The organism is Amycolatopsis pretoriensis (assembly GCF_900107925.1).
Taxonomy (GTDB): Bacteria; Actinomycetota; Actinomycetes; order Mycobacteriales; family Pseudonocardiaceae; genus Amycolatopsis; species Amycolatopsis pretoriensis.
In genome coordinates this window covers 679,739-705,433 of record NZ_FNUJ01000006.1, presented here as the reverse complement: position 1 = coordinate 705,433, position 25,695 = coordinate 679,739, and the positions used below count along the sequence as shown (strand labels likewise).

Genomic DNA, 25,695 nt, shown 5'->3' with positions numbered 1-25,695 from the left:
CAAGCGGGGAGACGAGACCGCCGGCCCGCCCGTGCCACGCTGGGCCGGCGGCGCACCGGTTCTGGAGTGATACCCACCCGAGGCAAAGGATCTGTCCAGTCATGACGACCCGTCCATCCACAGAGGACTTCCCGCCCCCGCCGGAACCGGACCTCACGCCCGCGCAGGTCGTCGCGCGGGCCGAGGCGATCGCGCCGACGCTGGTGGAGCGCCAGGCCGAGACCGAGAAGCGCACCTACTACGCCGAAGACACCCATGAGCAGTTCCGCGCGGCCGGCTTCTACCGGCTGCTCGTGCCGCGCCGCTACGGCGGCTACGAGTTCGGCGTCGAGACGTTCATGCGGGTGGCGATGACGATCGCCCGCGGCTGTCCCTCGACCGGGTGGCAGTACCTCTTCGGCGCGGCCCACGCGCTCCCGGTGGCCAGCCTGTTCGGCCGCGAGGCGCAGGACGAGGTGTTCGCCGGCGGCGACTTCCTCTGCCCGATCACCGTCGGCCCCACCGGTTCCGGCGTCCCGACCGGCGACGGCGGCTACGTCGTCAACGGCAACTGGGGCTACAGCTCGGGCGCGCCGTACGCGACCCACTTCGTCGGGCACACGCTCGTGGCCGGCGAGAACGGCCCGCGGCCGTTGATGTTCCTCGTGCCGCGCGCGCAGTGGCAGCGGCTCGACGACTGGGGCAACGGCCTCGGCCTCAAGGGCAGCGGCTCGCACACCATCCGCGTCGAGGATGTCGTCGTGCCCGCGCACCGCGCGATCGAAGCGCACGTGAGCCAGCTGCCGGTGACCGGCGGGACGCCGGGCCGGGAGCTGCACGGCAACCCCGAGTACGGCGGCGGCCCGCTCAGCTTCATGTTGCTGGAGCTCGGTGTCCTGTCGGTCGGCATCGCCCAGGGCGCGCTGGACGCGTACGCGGAGCTGATGCGCACCCGGACCACGACGTACCTGCCGATCGTGCCGCGCACCGAGGACACCGACTACCAGTTCCACTACGGCGAAGCGGTCAGCAAGATCGGCGCCGCCGAGGCCGCCGTGTTCGGCGCGCTGCGGCAGTGGAGCGAAACGTCCGCGCGCGGTGCGGCCGCGTTCACCCGCGAAGCGGAGCTGCGGCTGGCCCTGATCAGCAAGCAGGCGATCGCCCTCACCTGGTCGGCGGTCGCCGACCACCTGTTCCCGACCGCCGGCTCGAGCGCCGTCAAGGCCGGGGAGCGGGTCGAGCGGGTCTGGCGGGACCTGTCGATGGTGCACAGCCACGCCGGCGTCGGCATGTTCCTCGGCGGCAAGGCCAACCGGGAGCTCGCGCGCCTCACCTTCGGCGTCCCGGAATGACCCCCGGCGCCGCGCGGTACCAGGAATCGCCCGAACCTCATGGAGAAAGTCATGGATGAGCGCTGTCCCTTCGCCCTCGACACCAGCGGAACGAACATCCACGCGGAGGCCGCCGCCCTGCGCGCGCAGGGGCCGGCGGTCCGGGTGCAGCTGCCCGGCGGCGTGCACGCCTGGTCGGTCAACAGCTACCGCGTGATCAAGCAGCTGCTCGCCGACTCGCGGGTGACCAAGAGCGCCCGCAACCACTGGCCGGCGTTCATCAACGGCGAGATCCCGCCGGACTGGGAGATGATCAGCTGGATCGCCATGGACAACATGGTGACCTCCTACGGCAAGGACCACGTGCGGCTGCGCCGGCTGGTCGGCAAGGCGTTCACGCCCCGGCGCACCGAAGCGATCAAGCCGCGGATCGTCGAGCTGACCAACGAGCTCATCGACGGGCTGGCGGCCGCCGCCCCGGGCGAGGTCGTCGACCTGCGCGCGCGGTTCGCCTACCCGCTGCCCGCCCGGCTCGTCGCCGACCTGATCGGGATGGGCGAGGAGGCCCGCGTCAAGACCGCGAAGGTGATCGACATGATGGTCGACACCACGGTGACGCCGGAGCAGGCCCAGTCGGTCCTGGCGGGCTGGCGCGGCGCGATGGGCGACCTGATCGCCGAGAAGCGGGCGAACCCGGGTGAGGACATCACCAGCGACCTGGTCGCGGCGCGCGACGAGGACGGCTCCAAGCTGAGCGAGGTCGAGCTGACCGACACGATCTTCGCGATCCTCGGCGCCGGTTCCGAGACGACGATCAACTTCTTCGACAACTCCATCTCGGCGCTGCTGGCCGACCCGGCCCAGCTCGAGCTGGTCAGGTCGGGCCGCGCGAGCTGGGACGACGTGATCGACGAGACCCTGCGCGTCGAGTCCCCGCTGGCGCACCTGCCGCTGCGCTACGCCGTCGAGGACATCGAGCTCGAGGGCGGCGTCACCATCCCGGCCGGCGACCCGATCCTGGTCAACTACAGCGCCGTCGGCCGCGATCCCGAGCTGCACGAGGACCGGCCGGAGGAGTTCGACCTGGCCCGCGCGGACAAGCACCACCTGTCGTTCGGCCACGGGCCGCACTTCTGCCTCGGCGCCGGCATCGCCCGCGCGGTCGCGACGACCGGCCTGTCCACGTTGTTCGAGCGGTTCCCGAAGCTGAACCTGGCGGTGGAGCGCGCCGAGCTGCAGCCGCTGCCGACGTTCATCATGAACGGCCACCGGGCGCTCCCGGTTCGCCTGACGGAAGCGGCGGAAGCGGCCGACGCGGCCTGAGGTCGTTTCCCCGAGTGCCCCGGCGCCCCCGAGCGCCGGGGCACTTCCGCGTGCGCACGGCCCGGCCACCCTCCACCCGAACACGGAAGCGCCCCCGGCCAGGAGTGGCCGGGGGCGCTTCCGCGGGCCGGTCAGGCGGCCCTGGTGTTCTTCGCCTTGCGCAGCACCTTGAGCACCATGCCCGGGCTCATCAGCGCCTGGGGCGGGTCGACCAGGCCGGCCACCCGCATGAACGTGCGGGTGATGCTGCCGTCGCGCGTCGCGGCCGACTGGAGCTTCGCCATATAGGCGTTGCCCACCTTGACCTTCGCCGTGCGCTTGCCCTCCACCGCCGCGAAGGCGAGGTCGCCGCTGGCCGAGAATTCCCACGGCGTCGCGATGACGCCGTCGATGTCCTTGAAGAACGCCTTCGCGTCCACCTCGCCGCCGCGCCCGACGTGCTCGCGCAGCACCAGCGACTCGAGCGCGGCCACCGTCATGCCCTGGCCGTACACCGGGTTGAAGCTGCACGCGGCGTCGCCCATGACCAGGAAGCCGCGCGGGAAGCGCGGCAGCCGTTCGAAGTGCTTGCGCACGCTCGCCGGGTACTTGAACGCCACCGGGTCGTCGACCGGCTCGGCGTCCTTGATGACGTCGTAGACGTCCGGCACCGGCAGCGTCCGGGCCCACTCGAGGAAGCCCTCCGGGTCGGTCGGCGCGGCGTCGCCGAGCACGCCGGTCAGCGACACCGCCGACTTCCCGCCCTCGATGCGGGAGAAGAACGCCCCGCGCGGGTGGGACGGGCTCGCCACCGGGTTGATCGACAGGTCGCCGTTCAGGATCGACTCGTCCGGCAGGCGGTAGACGCGGGTCGTGTACGTCAGGTCGATCTTGACCCGGTCCTCCTCCGGCCGCTCGTAGCCGAGCTCCTCCAGCCACTTCGGCGTCCGGGAGCCGCGGCCGGTCGTGTCGACGACCAGGTCGGCCTCGAGCACCTGCTCGACCCCGTCGTGCGGGTGGATCCGCACCCCGGTGATCCGGTCGTTGCCGGCCGAAGCCACCGGAGCGACGATGTCGGTCCGCTCCAGGAGCCGGACGTTCGACAGCTTCTCCACGCCGCGCCGGACGTGGCTCTCCAGCACCGGCCGGGCGGCCGAGACGCAGGTCAGGCCGGTCGTTCCGGGCTGGAGCCGTTGCCCGTTGAAGAACCAGCGCAGCTCGCCGAGGTCGCCGGTCGGCACGCCGGCCGCGATCGCGCCCTCGGTGAAGCCCGGGAACAGCTCTTCCAGGATCTGCTGGCCCCGCGCGAGCAGGCCGTGCACGTGCCGGCCCTGCGGGACGCCCCGGCGGGCGGTGTCCACCCCGGTCAGGGTGTCCCGGTCCACGATCACCACTTCGGCGTAGGCCTCGGACAGCACGCGCGCGGCCAGCAGCCCCGCCATGCTCCCGCCGAGCACCACCGCCCGGTCGCCAAGATTCGGCACCGCGGTCACCTCCACCTTCTCCCGGCTCAGATGTAGAGCGTGTTGGGCTCGAGACCGGCGAGCACCCGGCCGTACAGCTCGGCGTTGGTGTTGGGGTGCATCAGCGCGTGCTGGTGCACGGCGGCGATGTCCCGCGCGATGCGCTGGATCGGGACGTCCAGGAAGACCGACGAGCCACCGCTGGCGGCGGCGAAGATGTCGACGGCCTGCTTGGCCAGCCGGACGACGGCACCCAGGTCGCCGCGGGCCTGCGCGCGCTCGGGCAACGTCCACTCCGCACCGCTCACGGCGTGCGCGTCGACGGAGTCCGCGAGCCGGAACGCGTGGAACTCGGCCTGGTCGATCTTCTGGGTGGCCTCGGCCAGCTGGTGGTGCGTCAGCGGGGCCTCGGCCTGGTTCGCGTAGTTCGTGTAGGTGATCTTGCGGTTCGGCAGGCGCTCGAGGAATGCCTCGCGCGCGGCGTGGGCCAAGCCGACCACCGTGCCGACCGACGACGCCGACGCGACCGGCAGCAGCGGCGCGCGGTAGATCGCCGAGCCCGCGTTCGCCTCGGACGCGCCCTGGCCGCCGAGGATCGCCGGCAGCGGCAGCACGCGCTCCTGCGGCACGAAGAGGTTCTCCGCGATGGTCGTGATGCTGCCGGTGCCGCGCAGGCCTGCGGTGTGCCAGTCGTCGATCGTGACCAGGTCGCTCATCGGCACCAGCGCCATCACCGGGTACGGCTCGCCGCCGGCCGGGTCGACGAAGATCGCGATGATCTCCTGCCACTGCGCGTGCTGGGCGCCGGAGATGAAGCCCCACTTGCCGTTCACGACGATGCCGCCGTCGGCGGGGGCCGCCATCCCGGTCGGGCTCAGCGTGCCGCACACGCGGACGTCGGGGGTCGAAAACACCTCGTCCTGCACGGCGTCCGGGAACTGGCACGTCATCCAGGTCGGGATCCAGTAGACCGACGCGGTCCACGACGTCGAGCCGTCGGCGCGGCCCAGCTGCTTGCCGACCTCGACCAGGGTGCGGGTGTCGGCTTCGTAGCCGCCGTAGCGCTTCGGCGTGCGCAGGCGGAAGATCCCGGCGTCGGCGAGCGCCTGGACGGAGTCGTCGTGCAGCCGGCGGTTCTCCTCGGACCATTCCGCGTTCTTCGCCAGCACGGGAACCAGGTCGGCCGCGCGGCCGACGATCTCCTCGCGGGCGGGGACGTCGCTCGTCGTCACCATTTCCTCCAGGTAAGTTCTCCGACGGTGGACTGAGCGGTTCGGAACCACCGGCGACCCACGAGCCGCCCTCAATCCCGTCGTCGACCGTCGCACCCGCCGTCCGGCCGCGGCATCTCCCCGATTGCGAACGCGCTGCGGGGCAAGGGAAAAACCGGCCGGTCCCGCATCGCACGAGAAGCGCGCGGGCCGCCGCCGGTGCGAACATCGACTTCGGCGGCACCCGTTCGCCCCGCCAGTCCCGCTTCGGCGCGCTTCGCGCCGGGAAGAGGAGACCATTGCCGTGACCGAGGGACCGAGCCACGCCGCGGACGAGGCCGGCCGGCGGGTGACGCGCCCGCTGACCGGCGACGAGTACATCGAGAGCCTCCGCGACGACCGCGCGGTCTACCTCTACGGCGAGCGGGTCAAGGACGTCACGTCGCACCCGGCGTTCCACAACCCGATCCGGATGACCGCGCGGCTCTACGACGCGCTGCACGACCCGGCGACCAAGGACGTCCTCACGAAGCCGACCGACACCGGCAGCGACGGCTACACGCACCGCTTCTTCGCCACGCCGCGCAGCGTCGAGGACCTCGTGGGCGACCAGCGGGCGATCGCCGCGTGGTCGCGGCTGTCCTACGGCTGGATGGGTCGCAGCCCGGACTACAAGGCCGCGTTCCTCGGCACGCTCGGCGCGAACGCGGACTTCTACGCCCCCTTCGACGCCAATGCCCGGCGCTGGTACAAAGAGGCGCAGGAAAAGGTCCTGTACTGGAACCACGCGATCGTGCACCCGCCGGTCGACCGGAACCGGCCGCCGGACGAGGTCGCCGACGTCTTCGTGCACGTGGAGAAGGAAACCGACGCCGGGCTGATCGTCAGCGGCGCCAAGGTCGTCGCGACCGGGTCCGCCCTGACGCACGCGAACTTCATCGCCCACTACGGCATCCCGATCAAGAAGCGCGAGTTCGCGCTGGTCTGCACCATCCCGACCGGCGCGCCCGGCACCAAGCTGATCTGCCGGCCGTCCTACTCGGCCACCAGCGCGGTGATGGGCAGCCCGTTCGACCACCCGCTGTCGTCGCGGCTCGACGAGAACGACACGATCCTGGTGCTGGACAAGGTGCTCGTCCCGTGGGAGGACGTGTTCATCTACGGCGACATCGGCAAGGTGCAGCTGTTCACCGGCCAGTCCGGGTTCATCGAGCGGTTCACCTTCCACGGCTGCACGCGCCTGGCGGTGAAGCTCGAGTTCATCGCCGGGCTGCTGATCAAGGCGCTGGAGATCACCGGTACCAAGGACTTCCGCGGCGTGCAGAGCCGGGTCGGCGAAGTGCTGGCGTGGCGCAACCTGTTCTGGTCGCTGTCGGACTCCGCGGTGCGCAACCCGGTGCCGTGGCGCAACGGCGCGTACCTGCCCAACCCGCAGTACGGCCTGGCCTACCGGTGGTTCATGCAGGTCGGCTACCCGCGGGTGCGCGAGATCGTCATGCAGGACGTCGCGAGCGGGCTGATCTACACCAACTCCAGCGCGGAGGACTTCAAGAACCCCGAGGTCCGGCCGTACCTCGACAAGTACGTCCGCGGTTCGGGCGGCGTCGACTCGGTGGAGCGCGCGAAGGTGATGAAGCTGCTGTGGGACGCCGTCGGCACCGAGTTCGGCGGCCGGCACGAGCTCTACGAACGCAACTACGCGGGCAGCCACGAGAACACCCGGGTGGAGTTGCTCTACGGCCAGCTCGCCGACGGCACGGTCGACGGCTACAAGTCCTTTGTGGACGAATGCCTGGCCGAGTACGACCTGGACGGCTGGACCGTGCCCGACCTCTCGTCGTTCGGCGAGCTGCGCCACCTCCGGGACGGGCTGTCCGGGCTCTGAGACCGCGAACCGGCACGGGCCGCGAGGTCCGGGACGACGAAGGACGGCACATGACGACGCTCGCGGCCGCGGTGGCCGAGACCATCGCGAACCACGGCATCCGGCACGCCTTCGGCGTGGTCGGCAACGGCAACATCTACTTCGTCGAGGCCCTCACCGGCACCGGCGCCCGCTACGTGCCGGCCCGGCACGAGGGCGGCGCCATCGCCATGGCCGAGGCGTACTACCGCACCACGGGCGAGGTGGCGGTCTGCACCACCACCTACGGCCCGGGCCTGACGAACGTCGCGACCGGGCTCACCGAGGCGGTGAAGCGGCGCAGCCCGGTCCTGCTCGTCTGCGGGGACGCCCCGGTGGGCCGCCCGCCGCGGCCGACCGACTTCGCCCAGCGCGAGTTCATCGAGAGCCTCGGGGCCCGCGCGGTCCGCGTCACCGACCCGGCGACCGCGCGCGAAACCGCGGCGGACGCGCTGGAGCTGACCCGCCGGGACCGCGTCCCGGTGGTGCTCTGCCTGCCCGACGACCTGCTGAAGGCCGAGGTCCCGGCCGCGCCGGCGCCCCAGGTGGCGACCACCCGCCTGGTGCACGTGACCCCGCCCGCGCCCGGCGAGCTGGCGCCCGTCCTCGAAGCCCTCGCGCAGGCGCGGCGGCCGCTGGTCCTCGCCGGTGCCGGCGCGTGGCAGGCCGGGGCGGCGAAGATCCTGGCCGACCTCGCCGACGAGCTCGGCGGCCTGCTGGCCACGACCGTGCAGGCGGCCGGGCTGTTCGCCGGGCACCGGTGGTCGGTCGGGCTGTGCGGCGGGTTCTCCTCGCCGCGCGCGGCCGAGCTGATCGCCGAGGCCGACGTCGTGCTCGCCTTCGGCGCCACGCTCAACACGTTCACGCTGCACGGGGGCAAGCTGCCCGGCCGCGACGCGACGCTGGTGCAGATCGACGCCGCCGCCGCCCCGACGACCCCGCGGGTCGACCTCGCGGTCACCGGCGACGCCGCCGACGTCGCCGTCGCCCTGCTCGACACGCTCCGGGCCCGCGGTGCCGGCGCGTCCGGCTGGCGCACCGAGCTCGGCGAACTCGGCGAGACCGGCTGGGCCGACGCGCCGTTCGAGGACCGCAGCACCGCCGACCGGATCGACCCGCGCGCGCTGTCGGCGGAGCTGGCCCGGCTGCTGCCCCCGGAACGCACGCTCGTCACCGACGGCGGGCACTTCGCCGGCTGGCCGATCATGTACCTGCCGGCCCCGGACCCCGCGGGCCTGGTCTTCACCGGGGTCGGGTTCCAGGTGATCGGGCTGGGCTTCGCGGGCGCGGTCGGCGCGGTCGCCGGGCGCCCGGACCGCACGACCGTGGTCGCCCTCGGCGACGGCGGCGCCCTGATGGGCCTGCCCGACCTGGAGACGCTGGTCCGCACGGCCGAATCCGCGCTGGTGGTCGTCTACGACGACGCCGCCTACGGCTGGGAGGTGCACGTCTACGGCGACGTCGCCGACCCGGACACGATCGCGTTCGCCGACACCGACTTCGCCGGCGTCGCCCGCGCGTTCGGGGCCACGGCCGCCGTCGTGCGGACGGTCGAGGACCTCGACGCCGTCCGGACGTGGCTCGACCGCGGCCGCGCGGGCACGCTCGTGCTGGACTGCAAGGTCGTCCCGGACGTGGTGGCCGGGTTCCTGGCGGACCTGGCCGGACAGCTGCAGGCGGGCGGTGGCCCGGCGGCGGCGCCCCGGGCCGCCGCGTGAACTGGGAGGAGAAGACCCCGATGGGTACGAGGACCGTGGTCGACGTCTGGCTCGCCGACCTGACTTTCCCGGACTACATGGCACCGCTGCTGCGGCTCGGCGAGGAGTTCGAGCGGCGGCACCCGGAGTACGAGATCAAGATCCAGAGCAGCAACTTCCGCCGGATGCCGCAGGAGATCCACGAAGCGGCGCTCGGCGGCCGTCGTCCGGCGATCGCCGAGTACTACTACACGGCGACGCAGATCGCCCGCGACGCCGTCGACCAGGCCGGCGCGCCGTTGTTCACGCCGGTGGAGCGCGCCGTCGCCGGCCGCACCGAGATCCTCGGCGAGCCGGTGGTGACCGGCGACGTCATCCGCCCGCTGCGCGAGTTCTACAGCCACGACGGCGTGCTGGTGTCGATGCCGACGGTCGGCACGACGAGCCTGCTCTACACCAACAAGTCCGTTTTGGACGCCGCGGGTGTCCGCGGGATCCCGCGGACCTGGGCCGAGCTCGAGGCGGCGTGCGCCGCGGTCGGCCGGCTGCCCGGCGGTCCCTCCCACGGCGTCACGTGGGCCAACCACGGCATCTTCTTCCAGCAGGCACTGGGCACGCAGGGCGCGCCGATGGTCGAGCCGGACAACGGCCGGACCACCCGCGGTACGCGGATCAGCCTGGCGGGCAAGGAAATGCTCACGTGGGTGGAGTGGTGGCGGCGCCTGCACGCGGAGGGCACGTACCTCTACACGGGCGCGGTGAACGACTGGCTCGGCACGTTCCAGCGGTTCATCGGCGGGCAGACGGCGTTCCGCTTCAGCTCGTGCACCGACGTGCGCTACACGGTGGCGGCGGCGAAGGACGCCGGGTTCGACCTGGTGGTGAGCCGGCTGCCGTACAACGAGCAGGTGCCGTTCGCGGGCAACGTCGTCGCGGGCACGTCCCTGTGGCTCGGCGCCGGCCTGGACCCGGTGGTCGAGGAGGGCGCGCTGGCGTTCCTGCAGTTCGTGAACAACCCGCGCAACGCGGCGGAGTGGCACAAGATCAGCAGCTTCATCCCGGTCACGAACGCGGCGATCGCCCGGCTGGAGGACGAGGGCTACTTCGCCGAGCACCCGTACCACCGGGTGGCCCCGGACCAGCTCCACGCGGGCGACGGTTCACTGGCCGCGAGCGGCCCCCTGATGGGCGACTACGGCGGCATCCACGACGTGCTGACGACGGCGATGGACGACGTCCTGGCCCGCGGCGCGGACCCGGCGGAGCGCTTCCGCCGCGCGGAGGCGGAGGCCCAGGAGAAGCTGGACGCGTACAACCGCGATGTGGCGGCGGGCGGGCCGCGCGGGCCGCACTGCTTCACGGTGGACTGAGGACGACGGCGAAAGGGGCTCCAGGGCGACCTGGAGCCCCTTTTTCGCGTGCCCGGCCCGGCATCCGAACACGCCGAACGCCCCCGGTGCGGGTAGGGCGCACCGGGGGCGTTCGGGATCGGGATCAGTCTTCCGGCAGCTCGATCGAAAGGCTGTGGTGGAACACGTTCCGCGGGTCGTACCGCTTCTTCACCCGCTGCAGCCGCGGGTAGTTGTCCTTGTAGTACAACGTCGTCCAGGCGACGCCCGACTTGTTGTGCGCCGGGTCGGCCAGGTCCGCGTCGGGGTAGTTGATGTACGAACCGTCGTTGTACTCGTTGGGCACCGGGACGCCGCCGGTCTCCGCGTAGACGTCGCGGTAGAAGTCGCGGACCTGGCCGAGCACCAGCTCGTCGTCCGCCTCGTCGCCCCACCAGGCCATGAACGCGGCCTTGAGGATCGAGTCGCGCTGGGCCGTGGCCGTCGCCTCGGGGGCCACCGTGTTCACCGCGCCGCCGTAGCCGATGAGGATGAGCTCCTTGCGGCTGCTCGCGCCCGTGCCCAGGTGCTCCCAGATCGTGTCGATCTGCGCGTCCGTGTAGCCCTTGCGCAGGTACGCGGCCTTGATCTTGACGCGGCGGATGTCCGGGGTGCCCTGGTCGCCCCAGTTCGGGTACGCCGCGAAGTACAGCCACGGCCGGTGGGTCTGCTGGCGGAACACCGGCTGCGCCGAAACGCCTTCGGTGACCGCGTCGAAGTACGCCTCCAGCAGCTCCTCGCCGCCCTCGACCGCGCCGTCGACCATGCCGCCGATCGACAGGATCCCGTTGGAGCGGTGGGAGGAGTAGAAGAACGCCGAGTGCTGCGCGTGCGGCGAGCCCGCGTCGCTGTTGCGCTCGAACCAGTCGCCGACGTTCTTCAGCAGCCGCTTGAAGTCCGCCTCGGTGATCGAGCTCCAGTCCCACGCCACCATGCCGTTGCGCCACATGCTCGGCGCCTTCGGCAGCAGCTCCTCCGGGGCGCCTTCGGTGACGCCGGGCGAGCGCACCCAGTACCGCGTGACGATGCCGAAGTTGCCGCCACCGCCGCCGGTGTGCGCCCACCACAGGTCGCGGTTCGGGTCGTCGTCCTCGCGGGTCGCGACGACCGCGCGGGCGGTTCCGTCCTCGTCGACGACCACGACCTCCACGGCGTAGAGGTAGTCGACGACCGCGCCGATGCGCCGCGAGAGCGTGCCGTACCCACCGCCGGCGAAGTGCCCGCCGACGCCGACCTCGGTGCACTCGCCGGCCGGGAGCGTGACGTTCCAGCCCTTGAACAGCACGCGGTAGACGTGCCCGAGGGTGGCGCCGGACTCGATCGCGAACGCGAGCCGCTCGGGGTCGTAGTAGACCTGGTTCATCTCGGACATGTCGAGCAGCACGCCGCTGTCGGCGGTCGCGAAGTCCTCGAACCCGTGCCCGCCGCTGCGGACGGTGATCCGCTCGTCCGCCGCCACCGCGGCGCCGACGGTCTCGACGACCTGCTCGGTCGTGGTCACCACGCGCACGTAGTCGGGCTTCGCGACGAACCGGTGGTTGTGGCCGCGCACCATGCTGGCGTAGCGGGGGTCCGCGGACGTGATGGTGGACGCGCCGAACCCGGTCGGGTGGCCGTTGGTGCTCACTGTGATCCTCCCTGATTCCCGCCGGTGGTCCCCGGCCGTGTCACGCGAACTCGCGCCGTCGTGAAGCGGTCCAGTACAGGAACCACTGCGCGATCATGAGGTTGACGACCCAGCCCACCCAGCGGGCGGACTCGAGCAGGTAGGTGATGTCGACGCCGAGCGGCATCCCGATCTTGACGATGACCGGGCCCCACACGTTGTTCATCAGCAGTGCGAAGCTGTAGATCATGAACCGCCGGTGCAGCTTGAACTTCCGCTTCACCGCCAGCACCCAGGCGGCGACCGTGCTCGCCAGGAACAGCACCGTCGTCAGGGTGACGCCGATCTGGCCGACCGGCGGCGCGAACGGCACGATGATCAGGCCGGCGACGCCGGTGGGGATGGCGGCGATGGCGTAGACGCGGCCGAAGGCGCGGTGCACCTTCGGGTAGCGGTGCCGGATCATCGGCCACATCTGCAGGCAGGCCGACAGCATGACGACCGTGCCGAACGAGATGTGCGCGATGAGCAGCGGGTAGTAGGCGGCGAAGCCGTCGTGGGGCGGGGTCGGCGCCTGGCTCTCCGGCGTGCCGACGAACGGGCTCGTCTGCACGTACAGGAACGCGGCGACGACCAGCCAGAGCGGGACGATCCACGGTCGTTGCCAGAACTTCACGGCGGTGGCGGGCGCGGACGGCGGCCGGCCCGGCCGCCGCGGACCCGGTACCCGGACCTCGTCGATGTGCTGCGTCACGGTTGTTCCTCCTGCTCGGCGCGGGGCGCCCACGGCGGCCGCCGGTGTCGGGAGCCAGCCTCACCCCGCTGGGGGTGCGCGGGCATCTCCCCGGTTGCCGGGTACACGTTCTACTGTGGACTGACGATGTGGCACTCGTCCGGCCGCTGCTCGCCGGCGACGAGCGCGCGGAAGACGTCCGCGGCGGCGGACAGGCCGGAGACCGGGCGCACCGCGCACCAGGACGCCGCGCGAGCGACGAACCGCGCCTCGGCCGCGTGGTAGCGGGCGTAGAACGCTTCCGCGCCTTCGCGCGCGACAGTCTCCGATTCGACGGCCGGGGTGAAGAAGATCCGCGGCTCGGGACCGGGCATCGGGTCGGGCTGCACGACGGCGTCCGGGCTGGTGTAGCCGACGAGGGCGCTGTGCCGCAGGCCGTCGCCGAGCTTTTCGTGGATCTCGCGCAGCAGCTTGGGCGCGGCGGTGAAGTCGACGAGCACGGCGGGCGTGGTGACCGGCAGGGCGGCGACGTCGTCGTAGGCCGCGACGACGTCGTAGATCCCGCGCCCGGCCACGAAGTCCCAGTTGCGCCGCGACGTCACGCCGACGACGGTGAGGTCGCCGCGGTGCTCCAGCAGCTCCGCCAGGCCGAGCGCGGTCCGGCTGGAGGCGCTGGTGATCACGACGGTGCGCGCGCCTTGGGCGGCGTGCTCGCCGACGAACTCGTCGAGCAGGTACGACGCCGGGAACACCGGCCGGGCCACCGCGACCAGGTCGTCGGTCGCCGCGGGGGCGCCGGCGGGCTGGTAGGTGCGGTACCACGGGTGCAGGAAGGCGCGTTCCGGCGCGGCGTCGACGAACCCGGCGCCCGCCGGCTCGACGGCGAGGGTGTGGTGCGTGCCGAAGGGCAGGAAGCCGAACCAGCGGCTGCCCTCGGCCACCGCGGGGTGGCGCGACGCGACGACGGTGGCGAAGCCCCAGACCGGTACGCGGCCGCGGCCCTCCGGCGCCGGGAAAGCGTTCCAGAACGGCAGCAGCGCCCCGCCGAGGCGGGCGTAGGTGACGTTGATCTGCCCGAGGGCGAAACGCTCGACTTCGAGGGTTACCTCACCTTCGCGGGGCGGGCGCACCGGTTCCGCGACGACCTCGGTCGCGGTCAGGTCGTCCTTCCGGACCAGCACTCCGTATCCGTCCACAGGAGACACTCCTCGCGTCGCGGGTCGATCGCCGTCTCGCATCGTCACCGGCGGCGGGGGAGTCCCGCATCTCCCGCAGTGCCGGGCGCGGGTCGCCGGGGCGGGAGACCGCACGCGGCGAGAACCCGGTGCCCGGCCGCGCTGACACCATGAAGGACCGCCACGACTACCGCGGAGACCGGGAGGACCACGTGAAGATCGGTTTGGAGTTCGGGGAGTTCGGCTGGGCGGGCGGCCCGGCGAAGGCGGCCGAGGTCATCGCCCGCTTCGCCCGCACCGCCGACGACGCCGGGGTGGACCTGCTCGGCGTCGGCGACCACCTGTGGCAGGGGCCGCAGGCGGGTGGGCCCGAGCAGCCCTACCTGGAGTGCTTCACCGCGCTCACCGTGATGGCGGTGCACAGCTCGCGCGCCCGGCTGGCGCCGGTGGTGGCCGGGGTCCACTTCCGCGAGCCGGCGGTGCTGGCCAACGCGATCACGTCGCTGGACGTCCTGTCCGGCGGCCGGGCCGTGCTGGGCGTCGGGGTCGGCTGGGACGCCGAGGAGTCGGCCGGGATGGGGATCGCGTTCCCGCCGGTGGCCGAGCGCTTCGAGCGGCTCGAGGAGACCATCCGGATCTGCCTGCGGCTGTGGGAGGGCGGCACGGAACCCTTCGAGGGCAAGCACTACCGGCTGCCCAAGCCGCTGCTGGTGCCGGGACCGCTGGCCCGCCCGCGCCCCCCGATCCTCATCGCCGGCGGCGGCGAGCGGCGCACGCTGCCCCTGGTCGCCCGTTACGGCGACGCGTGCAACCTGTACCCGACCCCGGACCTGGCCGACAAGCTCGCGCTCCTGCGCCGGCTGTGCGAGGCCGAAGGCCGGGAGTACGACGCGATCGAGAAGACGGTGATCCTGCCGTTCGAGCTGGGCACGTACGGCGAGCGCGCCGACGAGCTGGCGGGCCTGCTGCGCGGCTTGGGCGACCTGGGCGTCGACACGGCGATCGGCATCATCTCGGGCCCGGACCCAGTGGCGCAGGCGGAGATCGTGGGCAACAAGATCGTCCCGGCCGTCGCCTGAGGGGGCCGGAAGCCACCGGCGGTCGCCGGTCCGCGCGGGACGCACGGCGCGGACCGGCCCCGCCCGCGCGGCACGTCGTGGTGGTCGACTCCGGCGCAGGCAACCACCGGTCCGGTAGCGACGGCCGGCGCCCGAGCCCGCGACGAGAGCTCACCCGGTGGCGGTCGAGTCCGGCCGTCGCCTGATGGGCGCCGAGCCCACCGCCGGCCGAGCCGGCCTGACGCGTGCCGGAAACCGGCCGGCGCCCGAACGCCGGACGAGCCGTGACCCCACCCGGGGTCACGGCTCGTCGCGTACGAAGCTCAGCTCAACGCGGTGGCGTTCGGAGCGATGTCGTCGCGGAACAGCCCCTCCGGATCGACGCGCAGCCGCACCCGGTCCACCTCGGCCACCTGGTCGGCGTCCAAATGGCGTTGCGGCTGCTCGAAGTGCTCGACGAAGTTGGGGACCGTCCGGCCGGTCCGCCACGGCTCGAGCGCCACCCGGGCCTTCGCGCCGTGCGCCAGCAGCCGCTCGGGACCGGTCGGGTCCGGAACCCCCGACGCGGCGAACGAAAACGCCGCGTCGAGGTGCCCGAGCACGCCCGCGCCCGCCGGTGCCGTGGCGAACGCCCCGCCCAGCTGGCGCAGGCCCGCGCCGACGAACGGCGAGCCCGACCCCGGGCCGAGCAGGCCCAGCAGCGCCGCCTCGCCCCGGTCGTCCAAAGTGGACAGGAGGTGGTGCTCGCCCAGGAACGGCACCGGCTCCGGCGGGTCCATGTGGATGCCGAGCACGCCTTCGGGCGTCAGGTCCTGCCAGGTGTCGGCGAGTGGCTCGCCGAGCGCGTACAGCGGCCGCAGCAGGGTGTCGGCCACCCGGTGGGCCTCCCCGGTGGACGCCGCGCGCACGAGGCCGTCCACGCAGATCGTCGTACTGCCCGCCAACGCCGGCGGCACGCCCGGCACGGCCGGCAGGTTGAGCAGCCGCAGGCCGGCGGTCACCTCGCGCGGTGCCCCCGCGGTCCACGCGTTCCACCGGGCGAGCACCGCTTCCGCGAGCTCGCCGCGCCAGTACGTGGCGCCGCCGAACAGCTGCCCGGCCGGGAACAGCGCCAGCTCCACGGCCGTCACCACGCCGAACCCGCCGCCCCCGCCGCGCAGTGCCCGGAACAGCTCCGGGTCGTGCGCGGCGTCGACGCGCCGGGCCTCGCCGTCCGCGGTGACCAGCTCGACCGCGCGCACACCGTTGACGGCCAGCCCGGCGAAGCGCCCGTACCCGCTCAACCCGCCGCCGAGCAGGTAGTTCACCAGCCCGACGTTGGCCGACGAGCCGTGCGCCGAGGTCAGCCCGTGCTTCGCGGTGGCGGCGACGAGCTCGCCCGCGCGGGTGCCGGCCGGGACCCGCGCGACCCGGCCGGCGGGGTCGACCTCGACCCCGCCGCCGAGCTCGGTCCGGATCAGCAGCGCTTCGGGCATCGGCCGCGCCGCACCCGCGCCGTGGCCGCTCGTGAACATCCGCACGCGCAGCCCGGCCGCGGCCGCGTGGCGCACCGCGGCGCGCACCTGGTCCACCGAGCGGGCCGTCACCGCGGCCGCGGGGTGGACCGGGGCCGCCAGGTTGAAGACCCGGGTCGCCGTCTCGTACTCCGGGTCCCCGGGCCGGCCGGGCACGAACTCGCCGGGCTCGGTCATGCCACGCGCTCGGCCGTGAGGAAGACGAACGTGCCCGACCCGGACTCGTCGCGGATCCGCATGCCCGCGGCGGCGAGCCAGCCGCGCAGCTCGTCGAGGCCGAACAGCCGCATCCCGTCCTCGGCGTTCGGGAACCGGTGCGCGTGCTGGAAGTAGCTGTACAGCGCGTCGTCGCCCCAGCGGAACGTCAGCAGCGTGAAGGTGCCGCCCGGACGCAGGCACCGGCCGACCTCCGCGATGCCCGCGGCCGCGTCGGGCAGCGCCTGCAGCGCGTTCCAGCAGAGCACCGCGCCCAGCGAGCCGTCTTCGAACGGCAGCTCGAGCGCGCTCGCCTGCAGCGCGGGCACTTCGGGCAGCGCGACCCGCAGCGCGGCCAGCATCGGCACGCTGACGTCCAGCGCGACCAGCCGCTCGGGACCGACGGCGCCGGCGAGCACGGCGGTCCAGCGGCCCGCGCCGGCCGCGAGGTCCAGCACCGGACCCTCGGCCGGGTCGACGTGCTCGGCGATGTAGCGGTCCTCGTCGGCCGGGGTCACCGCCTCGTCCCAGTTGGACCCCATGGCCCGCAGGAACGCCGGCCGCAGCACGGCTTCGTAGTACAGGCCCATGCTCGGCATCGCGGCGAGCTTGTGCAGCGCGTCGCCGGTGTCCTCGTCGCCCGGTGCGACCCGCTCGCCCGGCATCAGGTCGAGGATGCCGTCGGCGACCGGGAACGCCGTCGCGCAGCCGGTGCAGGTCACGCCGCCGGCGAAGGCGAGGGCCTCGTGGCAGTTCGGGCAGCGCAGCGCGGCGGCGTGCCGGCCGAACAGGCCGGTGCCCACCGCGGCCGTGCGGCCCGCTTCGAGGGTCTCCGGGTCGGGCACGGGCGCCGCGACGATCTCGGCCGGCGAGCCGTGGCGCGCCGCCCAGTAGGCCTTGGCCCCGGCGTGCCCGAACAGCGTGCGCTGGTCGTTGCGCCACGCGGCGGTGAACTGCTCCGGCGTCAACGCGCTGATCCAGCCGTTGTCGAAGTCCTTTTCGGACTCCCCGAGCCCCCACACCGACGGCGACGGCCAGACGCGGCCCAGGTCGGCGTGCGCCTGGTCGGCGGGGGTGAGCAGCCGGACCAGGCGGGTCAGGTCGTCGGGCGACAGCGCGGGCACGGCGGCGAGGATCCGTTCGCGGTCGGCGGGGAAGTGCGCCAGCAGGTAGACCAGCCCGAGGGTCAGCGGGTCGCGGTCCGCGCCCTGCGCCAGCAGTTCGAGGTAGCGGTCGAGGCCCGCGCGCACGGCCGTGGCCACCGGACCGGTGGTGTCCGGGAACTCGGCCTCGGCCAGCACGCCCAGCAGCACGGCGAGGTGACCCTTGCGGTCGTCGGCGGCCTTGTCCAGCCGGGCGACCAGCGCGGGCACGGCGGGCAGCGCGAGATCCGTCAGGACACCGTCGTCCCACAGAGCGCCGGTGAGCCGCCGGAACCGCTCGTCGACCTGGTCGGTCGGCGCGTTGACGAAGTCGTCGGCCAGCTCGGCGATCTGTGCCGGGGTGCCGCTTTCAGTCATGACAGGCGTCCTTTCGCGCGGGCGCCCCGGGGACCGGCCGGCCGGTCCCCGGAACCGGTCCGCTAGTCGACGATCTCCATCTGGCCCATCATCCCGATGGCCGCGTGCTCCAGGAAGTGGCAGTGGTACACGTACTTCCCGAGGTAGTCGGTGAAGTGCACCTTGGCCTGGACGACGTCGCCGGGCGGCAGCAGGATGGTGTCCTTCAGCCCGGCGTCTTCGGGCGCCGGCGGGCCGCCGTTGCGGCTCACCACCTGGAACTGCACCAGGTGGATGTGGAAGTTGTGGGTGAACCCGTAGGCGCCGTCGGCGTTGCTGATGTTCCACAGCTCCGTCGAGCCGCGCTTCACCGTCATGTCGATCCGGTCGTGGTCGAACGGCCGGCCGTTGATGGTGCCGACCGGGATCGGCCCGCCCTGGGAGAAGTCGGTGCCGATGGCGACCTCGCGGGTGACCGTCGCCGGCGGCAGCACCTCGAGCCGGCGCAGGCGGGCGGGCACCCGGCTGGTGTCGGCCGCGCGGCGCACGACGTCGAAGCGCAGCATCGGGCCGAAGGTGGCGTCGGTCAGCACGATGCCGGTGCCGAAGGGCACCTGGGAGAAGTCGACGACGACGTCGACGCGTTCGCCGGAGCTGAACTTCAGCTCGGCCTTCTCCACCGGGGCCGGCAGCAGGCCGCCGTCGGTGCCGATCTGGACGATCTTCGCGCCCGCCAGGCTCAGCCGGAACACGCGCTCGGTCGCGGTGTTGACGATCCGGAAGCGGTACTTGCGCGCGGCGACCTGGAAGTACGGCTGCGGTTTCCCGTTGACCAGCGCGACGTTGCGGTCGGCCGGGTTCCCGCCGAAGACGAGGTTGTTCGAGGCGTCGAAGAGCGCGTCGCGCAGCATGATCGGGACGTCGAAGGCCCCGCAGGGCAGGTTGAGCGCCGCCTCGGCGGGGTCCTCCACGATGTAGAACCCGTGCTGGCCGCGGTAGACGTGCTCGGGGTCGGTGCCGTGCGAGTGCGCGTGGTACCAGAGCAGCGCGCCCTGCTGCGTGTTCGGGTAGGTGTAGGTGCGGGTCTGGCCGGGCTCGATCAGCTCCATCGGGTAGCCGTCGTTGGCCGCGTCGACGTGCGAGCCGTGCAGGTGGACGTTCGTGGCCAGCGGCAGCTCGTTGCGGAACGCGACCTGGGTCGCGCGGCCGCTGCGCGCGCGGATCACCGGGCCGAGGAAACCGCCGCCGTAGGTCCACATGGGAGTCTTCTGCCCGGGCAGGATCTCGACGTCGGCCTGCTTGACGCTCAGCTCGTAGCGGTCGAAGGCGGCGGTGGAGCGCACCGGCCGCAGCTCCGGGGCGAGCGGCATCGGCACGGTGAACGGCGTCGTCGCGGGCTTGACCGCCGGTCCGGCCGCCTTGGCGAAACCGCTCGGGACGGAGTGGCCGACGTGCCCGGCGGCGGCGCCCCCGCCGGCCGCCTGCGGGGTGGCCACCGGCGCCGGCGCCGCCACGGCCCCGGCCGGCGCGGTCCCCTTGGGCAGCAGCGCCGCGGCGGCGCCCGCCCCGCCCGCCGCGGCCCCGAGTGCCAGCAAGCGTCGTCTGTTCAGCATCAGCTCCCCAATCGGTGATGCACCACACGGGTGACGCGCCCGAGTGGGCGCAGCACAAGACGTCCCGCCGGCGCCCCAGGCCGGCCAACGGATCGTCACATCGGACCCGAACGGGTGTCCTCTTTCAGGGTGCGCAGAGTCAGTCGCGCGAAGTTGTCGATTCCGCGACCTGCCGAACGACGTAGTACCGAGGGGCCCGAACAGAGCACAGCGGAAGATGTCCGCCCCGGGCGTCACCGCTTGAATGGAAGCTGGACCCGTATTAGGGAGGAGACAATCGTGACGACTGACGTTGCGGCACCGCGGGCCGGCAGACGAGAGTGGGTGGGCCTGGCCGTACTGGCCTTGACCGCGATGCTCGTGTCCGTCGACGTGTTCGTGCTGCTGCTGGCGCTTCCGCACCTCAGCGCCGATCTGGGTGCCGACAGCATCGAACAGCTCTGGATCATGGACATCTACGGGTTCATGGTCGGAGGGTTCCTGGTCACGATGGGCGGCCTCGGCGACCGGATCGGCCGGCGCAAGCTGCTGCTGATCGGTGCCGCGGCCTTCGGGATCGCGTCGGCCCTCGCGGCCTGGTCGACGACCCCGGAGATGCTGATCGGTGCCCGGGCCCTGCTGGGCATCGCCGGCGCGACCCTCGGGCCGTGCACACTGGCCCTGATCAGCAACATGTTCCGCAACCCCAAGCAGATGGGGCTGGCGATCGGGATCTGGTCGGCGTTCTTCACCGTCGGCGCCATCCTCGGCCCGATCATCGGCGGCGTGCTGCTCGCCCACTTCTGGTGGGGTTCGGTGTTCCTGATCAACATCCCGGTGATGGCCGTGCTGCTGGTCTTCGGCCCGGTGCTGCTGCCCGAGTTCAAGTCGCCCGCGGGCGGCCGGATCGACCTGATCAGCGTCGGCATGTCGCTGGCCGCGATCCTGCCGTTCGTCTACGGCTTCAAGGAGCTCGCGAAGAACGGCTTCGAGTTCGTGCCGGTGCTGGCCGTGGTGGTCGGTGTCGTGTTCGGCGTGCTGTTCGTGCTGCGGCAGCGCACGCTCGCCGACCCGCTGCTGGACCTGAGCCTGTTCAAGAACTCGGTGTTCACGGTCGGGCTGGTCAGCCTGCTCGCCTACAGCCTGCTGACCGGCGCGGTGATGATGCTGGCCACGCAGTACTTCCAGCTCGTCGACGGCCTCGGCTCGCTGCCGGCCGGGCTCGCGCTGCTGCCGGGCATGGCGGTCTCGACCGTCGCCGTGCTGGTGTCACCGATCCTGGCCCGCCGGATCCGGCCCGCCTACCTCATCTCCGGTGGCCTGCTGATCGTCGCGGTCGGCCTGCTCCTGATGACGCAGGCGGCTTCGTCGGGCGGCAGCTGGCTGCTGATCCTGGGCTTCGCGGTCTGGTGCCTCGGCGGTGGTCCGCTGCTCTCGCTGGGCATCGGCCAGGTCATCGGCTCGGCCCCGCCGGAGAAGGCGGGCGCGGCCGCGTCCATGCCGCAGATCAGCAACGAGCTCGGCGCCGCCATGGGCTTCGCGATCATCGGCAGCGTCGGGGCCATCGTGTACCGCTCGACGCTCACCGTCCCGGCCGGCGTGCCGGCCGGTGCCGCCGACGCGGCCCGCGAGAGCCTCGCCGGCGCCACCACCGCGGCGAACGGGCTGCCGGGCGGCGTCGCCGACCAGCTGCTGTCCGCCGCACGCGAGGCGTTCACCAGCGGCCTGCACACCGCGGCGCTGATCAGCGCCGTGGTCCTGGCCGGGGTCGGCGTGCTGTTCTTCGTGAAGTGCCGGCACATCGGTGCGCTCGGTGCCCCCGCGCAGGAGGCTCCGGCCCCCGCCGCGGAGGAAGCCGACGAGGCACCGGAACCGGTGTCCTGACCCCTCGCCGGCCGGGTCCGCCCGGTCACGGCGGGAGCAGCCCCCAGGTAACAACCCACTAAGGAGAAATTCGCATGGCGCAGTACGCAATCCTGATCTTCGAGCGGGAAACCCCCGGTGGGATCGCCGACATCCCGCCGGAGGTCCTGGAGGCGCACGGCCGGGTCGAGGGCCGGGTCGCGGAGTCCGGCGGCAAGCTGGTGGCGGGCTACGCCACCCAGCCGTCCGCCGAGGCCCGCTCGCTCCGCGGGGAGAAGGTCACCGACGGGCCGTTCGTCGAGGCCAAGGAAGCCCTCGCCGGCTTCTTCGTCGTGGAGGCCCGCGACCTGGACCACGCGCTCGAAATCGCGAGCTTCGTCCCGATCATGGACGGCGGTGTCGAGGTCCGTCCGCTGATGGGCTGACCGGGAACCGTTCCAGTGCGCGTCGCCGTGCCGCCCGGCACGGCGACGCGTTTTTCGTTGCGGGAGAGGAAGAACCTGTGCGTGAAGTGGTGCTGTACCTCCAGCTGAGCGTCGACGGCCGGGCCGAGGGCCCGGCGGGCGCGATGGACTGGATCAAGGTCGACGCCGACACCTGGCGGGTCGTCGGCGAACTGCAGGAGCGCGCCGACACGGCGCTGGTGGGCCGGCGGACCTACGAGCAGTTCCTGACCCACTGGCCCGCCGTGGCGACGGACCCGGCGGCGGCGGGCGGCGAGGCGTCGCACGCGCGGTGGCTCGAGGCCACGCCGAAGCTGGTGTGCTCGCGGACCTCGCACCAGCCGGGCTGGGTGAACGCCCGCGCCGTCACCGACGTCGTCGCCGAGGTCGAGCGGCTGCGCACGCGGCCGGGCGGCGCGCTGCTGGCCCTGGGCGGCGTGGACTTCGCCCGCACGCTGGTGGCGGCCGGCCTGGTGGACGAGTACCGCCTCCTGGTGAACCCGATCCTGCTCGGCGGCGGCCGGCGCTTGTTCCCCGACTTGTTCCCGGGCTCGGACTTCCACCAGGCGACCGCGGAGACGTTCGGCTCCGGCGTCGTATCGCTGCGCTACCGCCGGAACTGACTCGCCGCCGGCGGTCAGGCGGCGGTCGCCTCGTCGAGCCGCGCGTTGAGGAACGCCCGCTCGGCTTCGTTGTCCACCAGGCCCAGCGCGGCCCGGTAGGCGGCCGCCGCCTCGGAGCGGCGGCCCAGCCGGCGCAGCAGGTCGGCCTTGGTGGCCGGCAGGTAGTGGTAGCCGTCGAGGCGGCCGTCGTCCTCCAGGGCCCGCACCTCGGCGAGGGCGGCCGCCGGACCGTCCACCATGGACACCGCGATCGCGCGGTTGAGCGTCACCACCGGCGACGGCCACACCTTCAGCAGCTCGTCGTAGAGCACGACCACCTGCGCCCAGTCGGTCTCGGCGTAGCTCGGCGCCTGCGCGTGCAGCGACGCGATGGCCGCCTGCAGCACGAACTTGCCCGGCCGGCCCGCGCGCATCGCGTCGAGCACCAGCTGGTGGCCTTCGGCGATCGCGGCGCGGTCCCAGCGCGTGCGGTCCTGCTCTTCGAGCAGGAGCAACCGGCCGCCGGCATCGGTGCGGGTCGCGCGCCGGGCGTCGGTGACGAGCAGGAGCGCCAGCAGTCCCCAGACCTGCCGCTCGTCCGGCATCAGGTCGCGCAGCAGCCGGGCGAGGTCCAGCGCCCGGTCGACGAGGTGGTCGCGCACCAGCGAATCGCCCGACGGGGCCGTGTGCCCGGTGGTGAACAGGAGGTGGATCACCGAGAGCACCGCGTCCAGCCGGTCCGGCAGCTCGCTCGCCGCCGGGACGCGGTAGGGCACGCCGGCCGCGGCGATCTTCTTCTTCGCCCGGGTGATCCGGGCGGCCATCGTCGGCTCCGGCACGAGGAACGCCCGCGCGATGTCGCCGGTGGTGACCCCGCACACCAGCCGCAGCGTCAGCGCGATCTGCGCCTCGCGCGGCAGCACGGGGTGGCAGCAGGTGAAGATCAGCCGCAGCCGGTCGTCGGCGATCGCGTCGCCCGCCACCAGGTCGTCCAGGTCGTTCATCTCGGTCACGTCCGGTTCCAGGAGCAGCGGCATCCGCGTGCGGAACGCGTCCTGCCGCCGGAAGTGGTCCATCGCCTTCCGGCGCGCGATGGTGGTCAGCCAGCCGCCCGGCTTGGCCGGGACCCCGTCGCGGCGCCAGCCGTCCAGCGCGGAGAGGAAGGCCTCCTGGACGCATTCCTCGGCGAGGTCGAGGTCGTGGGTGACCCGTACCGTCGCGGCGAGCACGAAGGCCCACTCGCGACGGTACGCGTCGGCGACCGCCCGTTCGACGTCGCTCATCCGGGCTTCCCTTGCGACATCGGTGCTTCCCCTCGGTCGGCCGGCCGGTAACCGATCCACGCTAGCGCGGTGCCGGGCCCCGGCCGGAAAATCGAGCACGCCGGGAGAAGCCGGGGGAGCGTGTCAGCCCAGCGGGGTGTTCTGGTACGCGGCGAGCTGCCACGCGCCGTCCTGCTTGGCCAGCACCCAGATCGCGCGGACGGCGCGCTCCGGGCTGACCTCGGTCTCGCCCGGCGCGAGCACGCCGCCGACGGTGACGACGACCGCCGCCTCTTCACCGAGGAAGCGGATGTCGACCGGGTCGCCGTGGACGCGGGTGCCCTTGTACGGCCCGGCGTAGCCGGCCGCCATGAACTCCTGGATCGCGGCGCGGCCCTTGACGAAGATCCCGCCGGGCAGCGCCATCGTGCCGTCTTCGGTGAAGACTTCCGAGAACGCCTTCGCGTCGTTGCCGGCCCACGCCGCGACGATGCGCTGCGGGACCGCGGCGGCGGCGGCCTGCTCGGTCGCCACGGTGGAAGTGCCATTGCTGGTGGACATATTCGGGATCCCTCTTCCTCAGGTGGGCACGAGTACCCCGACGGTAGGGGCGGGGCCCCGGCCGGTACTACCGCTCGATTGCGAGAACCATTGCCCGGCAACGGCTTCCGCACCCGGCTGCGCAACCGCGGAGACGTCGCCCCCGCCGGTGCCCGGGGAGCATGGACCGCACGAGCCCGCACCGGCCGCCGCCGGCGACGGGACCACGTAGTGCCGGAGGAGTGCTGACACCATGGTCATCGTCATGGCAACCGACGCCACCGCGGAGGACGTCGACGCGATCGTCGAGCGGGTGGCCGCCGCCGGAGGAGAGGCCTTCGTCAGCCGCGGCGTGAGCCGCGTGGTCATCGGCCTGGTCGGCGACGTCGACCGCTTCGAAACGCTGAACCTCGGCAGCCTGCCCGCGGTGCAGAGCGTCACGCGGATTTCGGCCAAGTACAAGCTGGTCAGCCGGGAGCACCACCCCGAACGGTCCACTGTGTACGTCGGGGGCGTGCCGGTCGGGCCGGACACCGTCACGCTGATCGCCGGGCCCTGCGCGGTCGAGACGCCGGAGCAGACCCTCGAGGCGGCGCGGATGGCGCAGTCGGCCGGCGCGGTGCTGCTGCGCGGTGGCGCCTACAAGCCGCGCACGTCGCCGTACGCCTTCCAGGGCCTGGGGGAGGAGGGCCTGCGGATCCTGGCCGACGTGCGGGCCGAGACGGGTCTGCCGATCGTCACCGAGGTGGTCGCCGCCGACGACGTCGAAACGGTCGCCCGGTACGCCGACATGCTGCAGATCGGTACCCGCAACATGTCCAACTTCGGGCTGCTGCAGGCGGTGGGGGCGGCCGGCAAGCCGGTGCTGCTCAAGCGCGGGATGAGCGCCACCATCGAAGAGTGGCTGATGGCCGCGGAGTACATCGCGCAGCGCGGCAACCTCGACATCGTGCTCTGCGAACGCGGCATCCGCACCTTCGAGACCGCGACCCGCAACACCCTCGACATCTCGGCCGTGCCGGTGGTGCAACGGCTTTCGCACCTGCCGGTGATGATCGACCCGTCGCACTCGGGCGGGCGCCGCGACCTCGTCCTGCCGCTGTCGCGCGCCGCGGTCGCCGTCGGCGCGGACGGCGTGCTCGTCGACGTCCACCCTCACCCGGAGCAGGCGCTCTGCGACGGCCCGCAGGCACTGGTCGCCGAGGACCTCCAGCGGCTGGCCGCCGAGCTCGACGCGCTCAGCGGCGTCGTCGGGCGGGGCCTGTCGACGTGGTGGAACCGGCGGTTGCTGGCCGGCTGACGGCAGGACGGCACGTGCGGAGACGCGGAAGGAGGCCCG

Annotated in this window: 20 protein-coding genes; 10 read left to right on the top strand and 10 right to left on the bottom strand. The window is 72.8% G+C overall.

Going from position 1 to position 25,695, the window contains the following annotated elements; translation table 11 throughout:
- Positions 1-101 precede the first annotated feature (101 nt).
- Positions 102-1,331, top strand: coding sequence for an acyl-CoA dehydrogenase family protein (locus BLV96_RS29430; protein ID WP_086671515.1), 1,230 nt, complete (start codon positions 102-104; stop codon positions 1,329-1,331).
- Between the two features lie 51 nt (positions 1,332-1,382).
- Entirely contained in the window at positions 1,383-2,633 is a 1,251-nt protein-coding gene (locus BLV96_RS29425) for a cytochrome P450 family protein (RefSeq protein WP_086671552.1), read from the top strand.
- Between the two features lie 131 nt (positions 2,634-2,764).
- On the opposite strand, the gene BLV96_RS29420 is transcribed toward BLV96_RS29425, so the two are convergent.
- Positions 2,765-4,096 carry an FAD-dependent oxidoreductase gene (locus tag BLV96_RS29420; RefSeq protein ID WP_244180549.1) on the bottom strand — a complete coding sequence of 444 codons (1,332 nt, stop codon included), beginning with the start codon at positions 4,094-4,096 and terminating at the stop codon, positions 2,765-2,767.
- A gap of 26 nt (positions 4,097-4,122) precedes the next feature.
- Positions 4,123-5,307: an acyl-CoA dehydrogenase family protein gene (locus tag BLV96_RS29415; protein ID WP_086671548.1), complete on the bottom strand. Its 1,185-nt coding sequence runs from the start codon at positions 5,305-5,307 to the stop codon at positions 4,123-4,125.
- A gap of 283 nt (positions 5,308-5,590) precedes the next feature.
- Here BLV96_RS29415 and BLV96_RS29410 point away from each other — a divergent pair, with 283 nt between their 5' ends.
- Genes BLV96_RS29410 through BLV96_RS29400 form a run of 3 tightly spaced genes read left to right on the top strand, consistent with a single transcriptional unit; the run spans position 5,591 to position 10,256 of the window.
- Complete coding sequence (locus BLV96_RS29410) at positions 5,591-7,171, top strand: 4-hydroxyphenylacetate 3-hydroxylase family protein (RefSeq protein ID WP_158104056.1); 1,581 nt, start codon at positions 5,591-5,593, stop codon at positions 7,169-7,171.
- Positions 7,172-7,221: 50 nt separating this feature from the next.
- Entirely contained in the window at positions 7,222-8,907 is a 1,686-nt protein-coding gene (locus tag BLV96_RS29405) for a thiamine pyrophosphate-binding protein (RefSeq protein ID WP_086671513.1), read from the top strand.
- A gap of 20 nt (positions 8,908-8,927) precedes the next feature.
- Positions 8,928-10,256, top strand: a complete 1,329-nt coding sequence (locus BLV96_RS29400) for an extracellular solute-binding protein (protein WP_086671543.1) — start codon at positions 8,928-8,930, stop codon at positions 10,254-10,256.
- 124 nt (positions 10,257-10,380) lie between these two features.
- Here BLV96_RS29400 and BLV96_RS29395 read toward each other — a convergent pair whose 3' ends face one another.
- The 3 genes from BLV96_RS29395 to BLV96_RS29385 form a co-directional block, all read right to left on the bottom strand.
- Positions 10,381-11,901: an FAD-binding oxidoreductase gene (locus tag BLV96_RS29395; protein ID WP_244180548.1), complete on the bottom strand. Its 1,521-nt coding sequence runs from the start codon at positions 11,899-11,901 to the stop codon at positions 10,381-10,383.
- A gap of 40 nt (positions 11,902-11,941) precedes the next feature.
- A complete protein-coding gene (locus BLV96_RS29390) occupies positions 11,942-12,634 on the bottom strand; it encodes a DUF2306 domain-containing protein (RefSeq protein WP_086671511.1) in 693 nt (230 codons plus the stop codon).
- A gap of 110 nt (positions 12,635-12,744) precedes the next feature.
- Positions 12,745-13,809 carry a DUF2855 family protein gene (locus tag BLV96_RS29385; RefSeq protein WP_158104055.1) on the bottom strand — a complete coding sequence of 355 codons (1,065 nt, stop codon included), beginning with the start codon at positions 13,807-13,809 and terminating at the stop codon, positions 12,745-12,747.
- A 149-nt stretch (positions 13,810-13,958) separates the two neighbouring features.
- Here BLV96_RS29385 and BLV96_RS29380 point away from each other — a divergent pair, with 149 nt between their 5' ends.
- Positions 13,959-14,867, top strand: coding sequence for a TIGR03560 family F420-dependent LLM class oxidoreductase (locus BLV96_RS29380; protein WP_244180547.1), 909 nt, complete (start codon positions 13,959-13,961; stop codon positions 14,865-14,867).
- A gap of 302 nt (positions 14,868-15,169) precedes the next feature.
- Here BLV96_RS29380 and BLV96_RS29375 read toward each other — a convergent pair whose 3' ends face one another.
- The 3 genes from BLV96_RS29375 to BLV96_RS29365 all read right to left on the bottom strand — a co-directional run bounded on the left by BLV96_RS29375 (position 15,170) and on the right by BLV96_RS29365 (position 19,667).
- Positions 15,170-16,537 (bottom strand): FAD-binding protein, encoded by a 1,368-nt coding sequence (locus BLV96_RS29375; RefSeq protein ID WP_086671508.1) that lies wholly within the window; start codon positions 16,535-16,537, stop codon positions 15,170-15,172.
- Entirely contained in the window at positions 16,534-18,075 is a 1,542-nt protein-coding gene (locus BLV96_RS29370) for a class I SAM-dependent methyltransferase (protein ID WP_086671506.1), read from the bottom strand. Before BLV96_RS29370 ends, BLV96_RS29375 begins: the two co-directional genes overlap by 4 nt.
- A 62-nt stretch (positions 18,076-18,137) precedes the next feature.
- Positions 18,138-19,667 carry a multicopper oxidase family protein gene (locus tag BLV96_RS29365; RefSeq protein ID WP_086671503.1) on the bottom strand — a complete coding sequence of 510 codons (1,530 nt, stop codon included), beginning with the start codon at positions 19,665-19,667 and terminating at the stop codon, positions 18,138-18,140.
- 279 nt (positions 19,668-19,946) lie between these two features.
- Between BLV96_RS29365 and BLV96_RS29360 the strand changes: the two genes are divergently transcribed.
- From BLV96_RS29360 to BLV96_RS29350, 3 genes are all read left to right on the top strand, one after another.
- Positions 19,947-21,530: an MFS transporter gene (locus BLV96_RS29360; RefSeq protein WP_244180546.1), complete on the top strand. Its 1,584-nt coding sequence runs from the start codon at positions 19,947-19,949 to the stop codon at positions 21,528-21,530.
- 74 nt (positions 21,531-21,604) lie between these two features.
- Positions 21,605-21,934 carry a YciI family protein gene (locus tag BLV96_RS29355; RefSeq protein WP_086671500.1) on the top strand — a complete coding sequence of 110 codons (330 nt, stop codon included), beginning with the start codon at positions 21,605-21,607 and terminating at the stop codon, positions 21,932-21,934.
- Positions 21,935-22,011: 77 nt separating this feature from the next.
- Entirely contained in the window at positions 22,012-22,575 is a 564-nt protein-coding gene (locus BLV96_RS29350) for a dihydrofolate reductase family protein (protein ID WP_158104054.1), read from the top strand.
- A gap of 14 nt (positions 22,576-22,589) precedes the next feature.
- Here the strand turns inward: BLV96_RS29350 and BLV96_RS29345 are convergent, their stop codons facing one another.
- Positions 22,590-23,837, bottom strand: coding sequence for an RNA polymerase sigma factor (locus BLV96_RS29345; RefSeq protein WP_086671498.1), 1,248 nt, complete (start codon positions 23,835-23,837; stop codon positions 22,590-22,592).
- 123 nt (positions 23,838-23,960) lie between these two features.
- Positions 23,961-24,377 carry an SgcJ/EcaC family oxidoreductase gene (locus tag BLV96_RS29340; RefSeq protein ID WP_086671496.1) on the bottom strand — a complete coding sequence of 139 codons (417 nt, stop codon included), beginning with the start codon at positions 24,375-24,377 and terminating at the stop codon, positions 23,961-23,963.
- Positions 24,378-24,621: 244 nt separating this feature from the next.
- Between BLV96_RS29340 and aroF the strand changes: the two genes are divergently transcribed.
- Complete coding sequence (gene aroF / locus BLV96_RS29335) at positions 24,622-25,656, top strand: 3-deoxy-7-phosphoheptulonate synthase (RefSeq protein ID WP_244180545.1); 1,035 nt, start codon at positions 24,622-24,624, stop codon at positions 25,654-25,656.
- Positions 25,657-25,695: the final 39 nt, after the last annotated feature.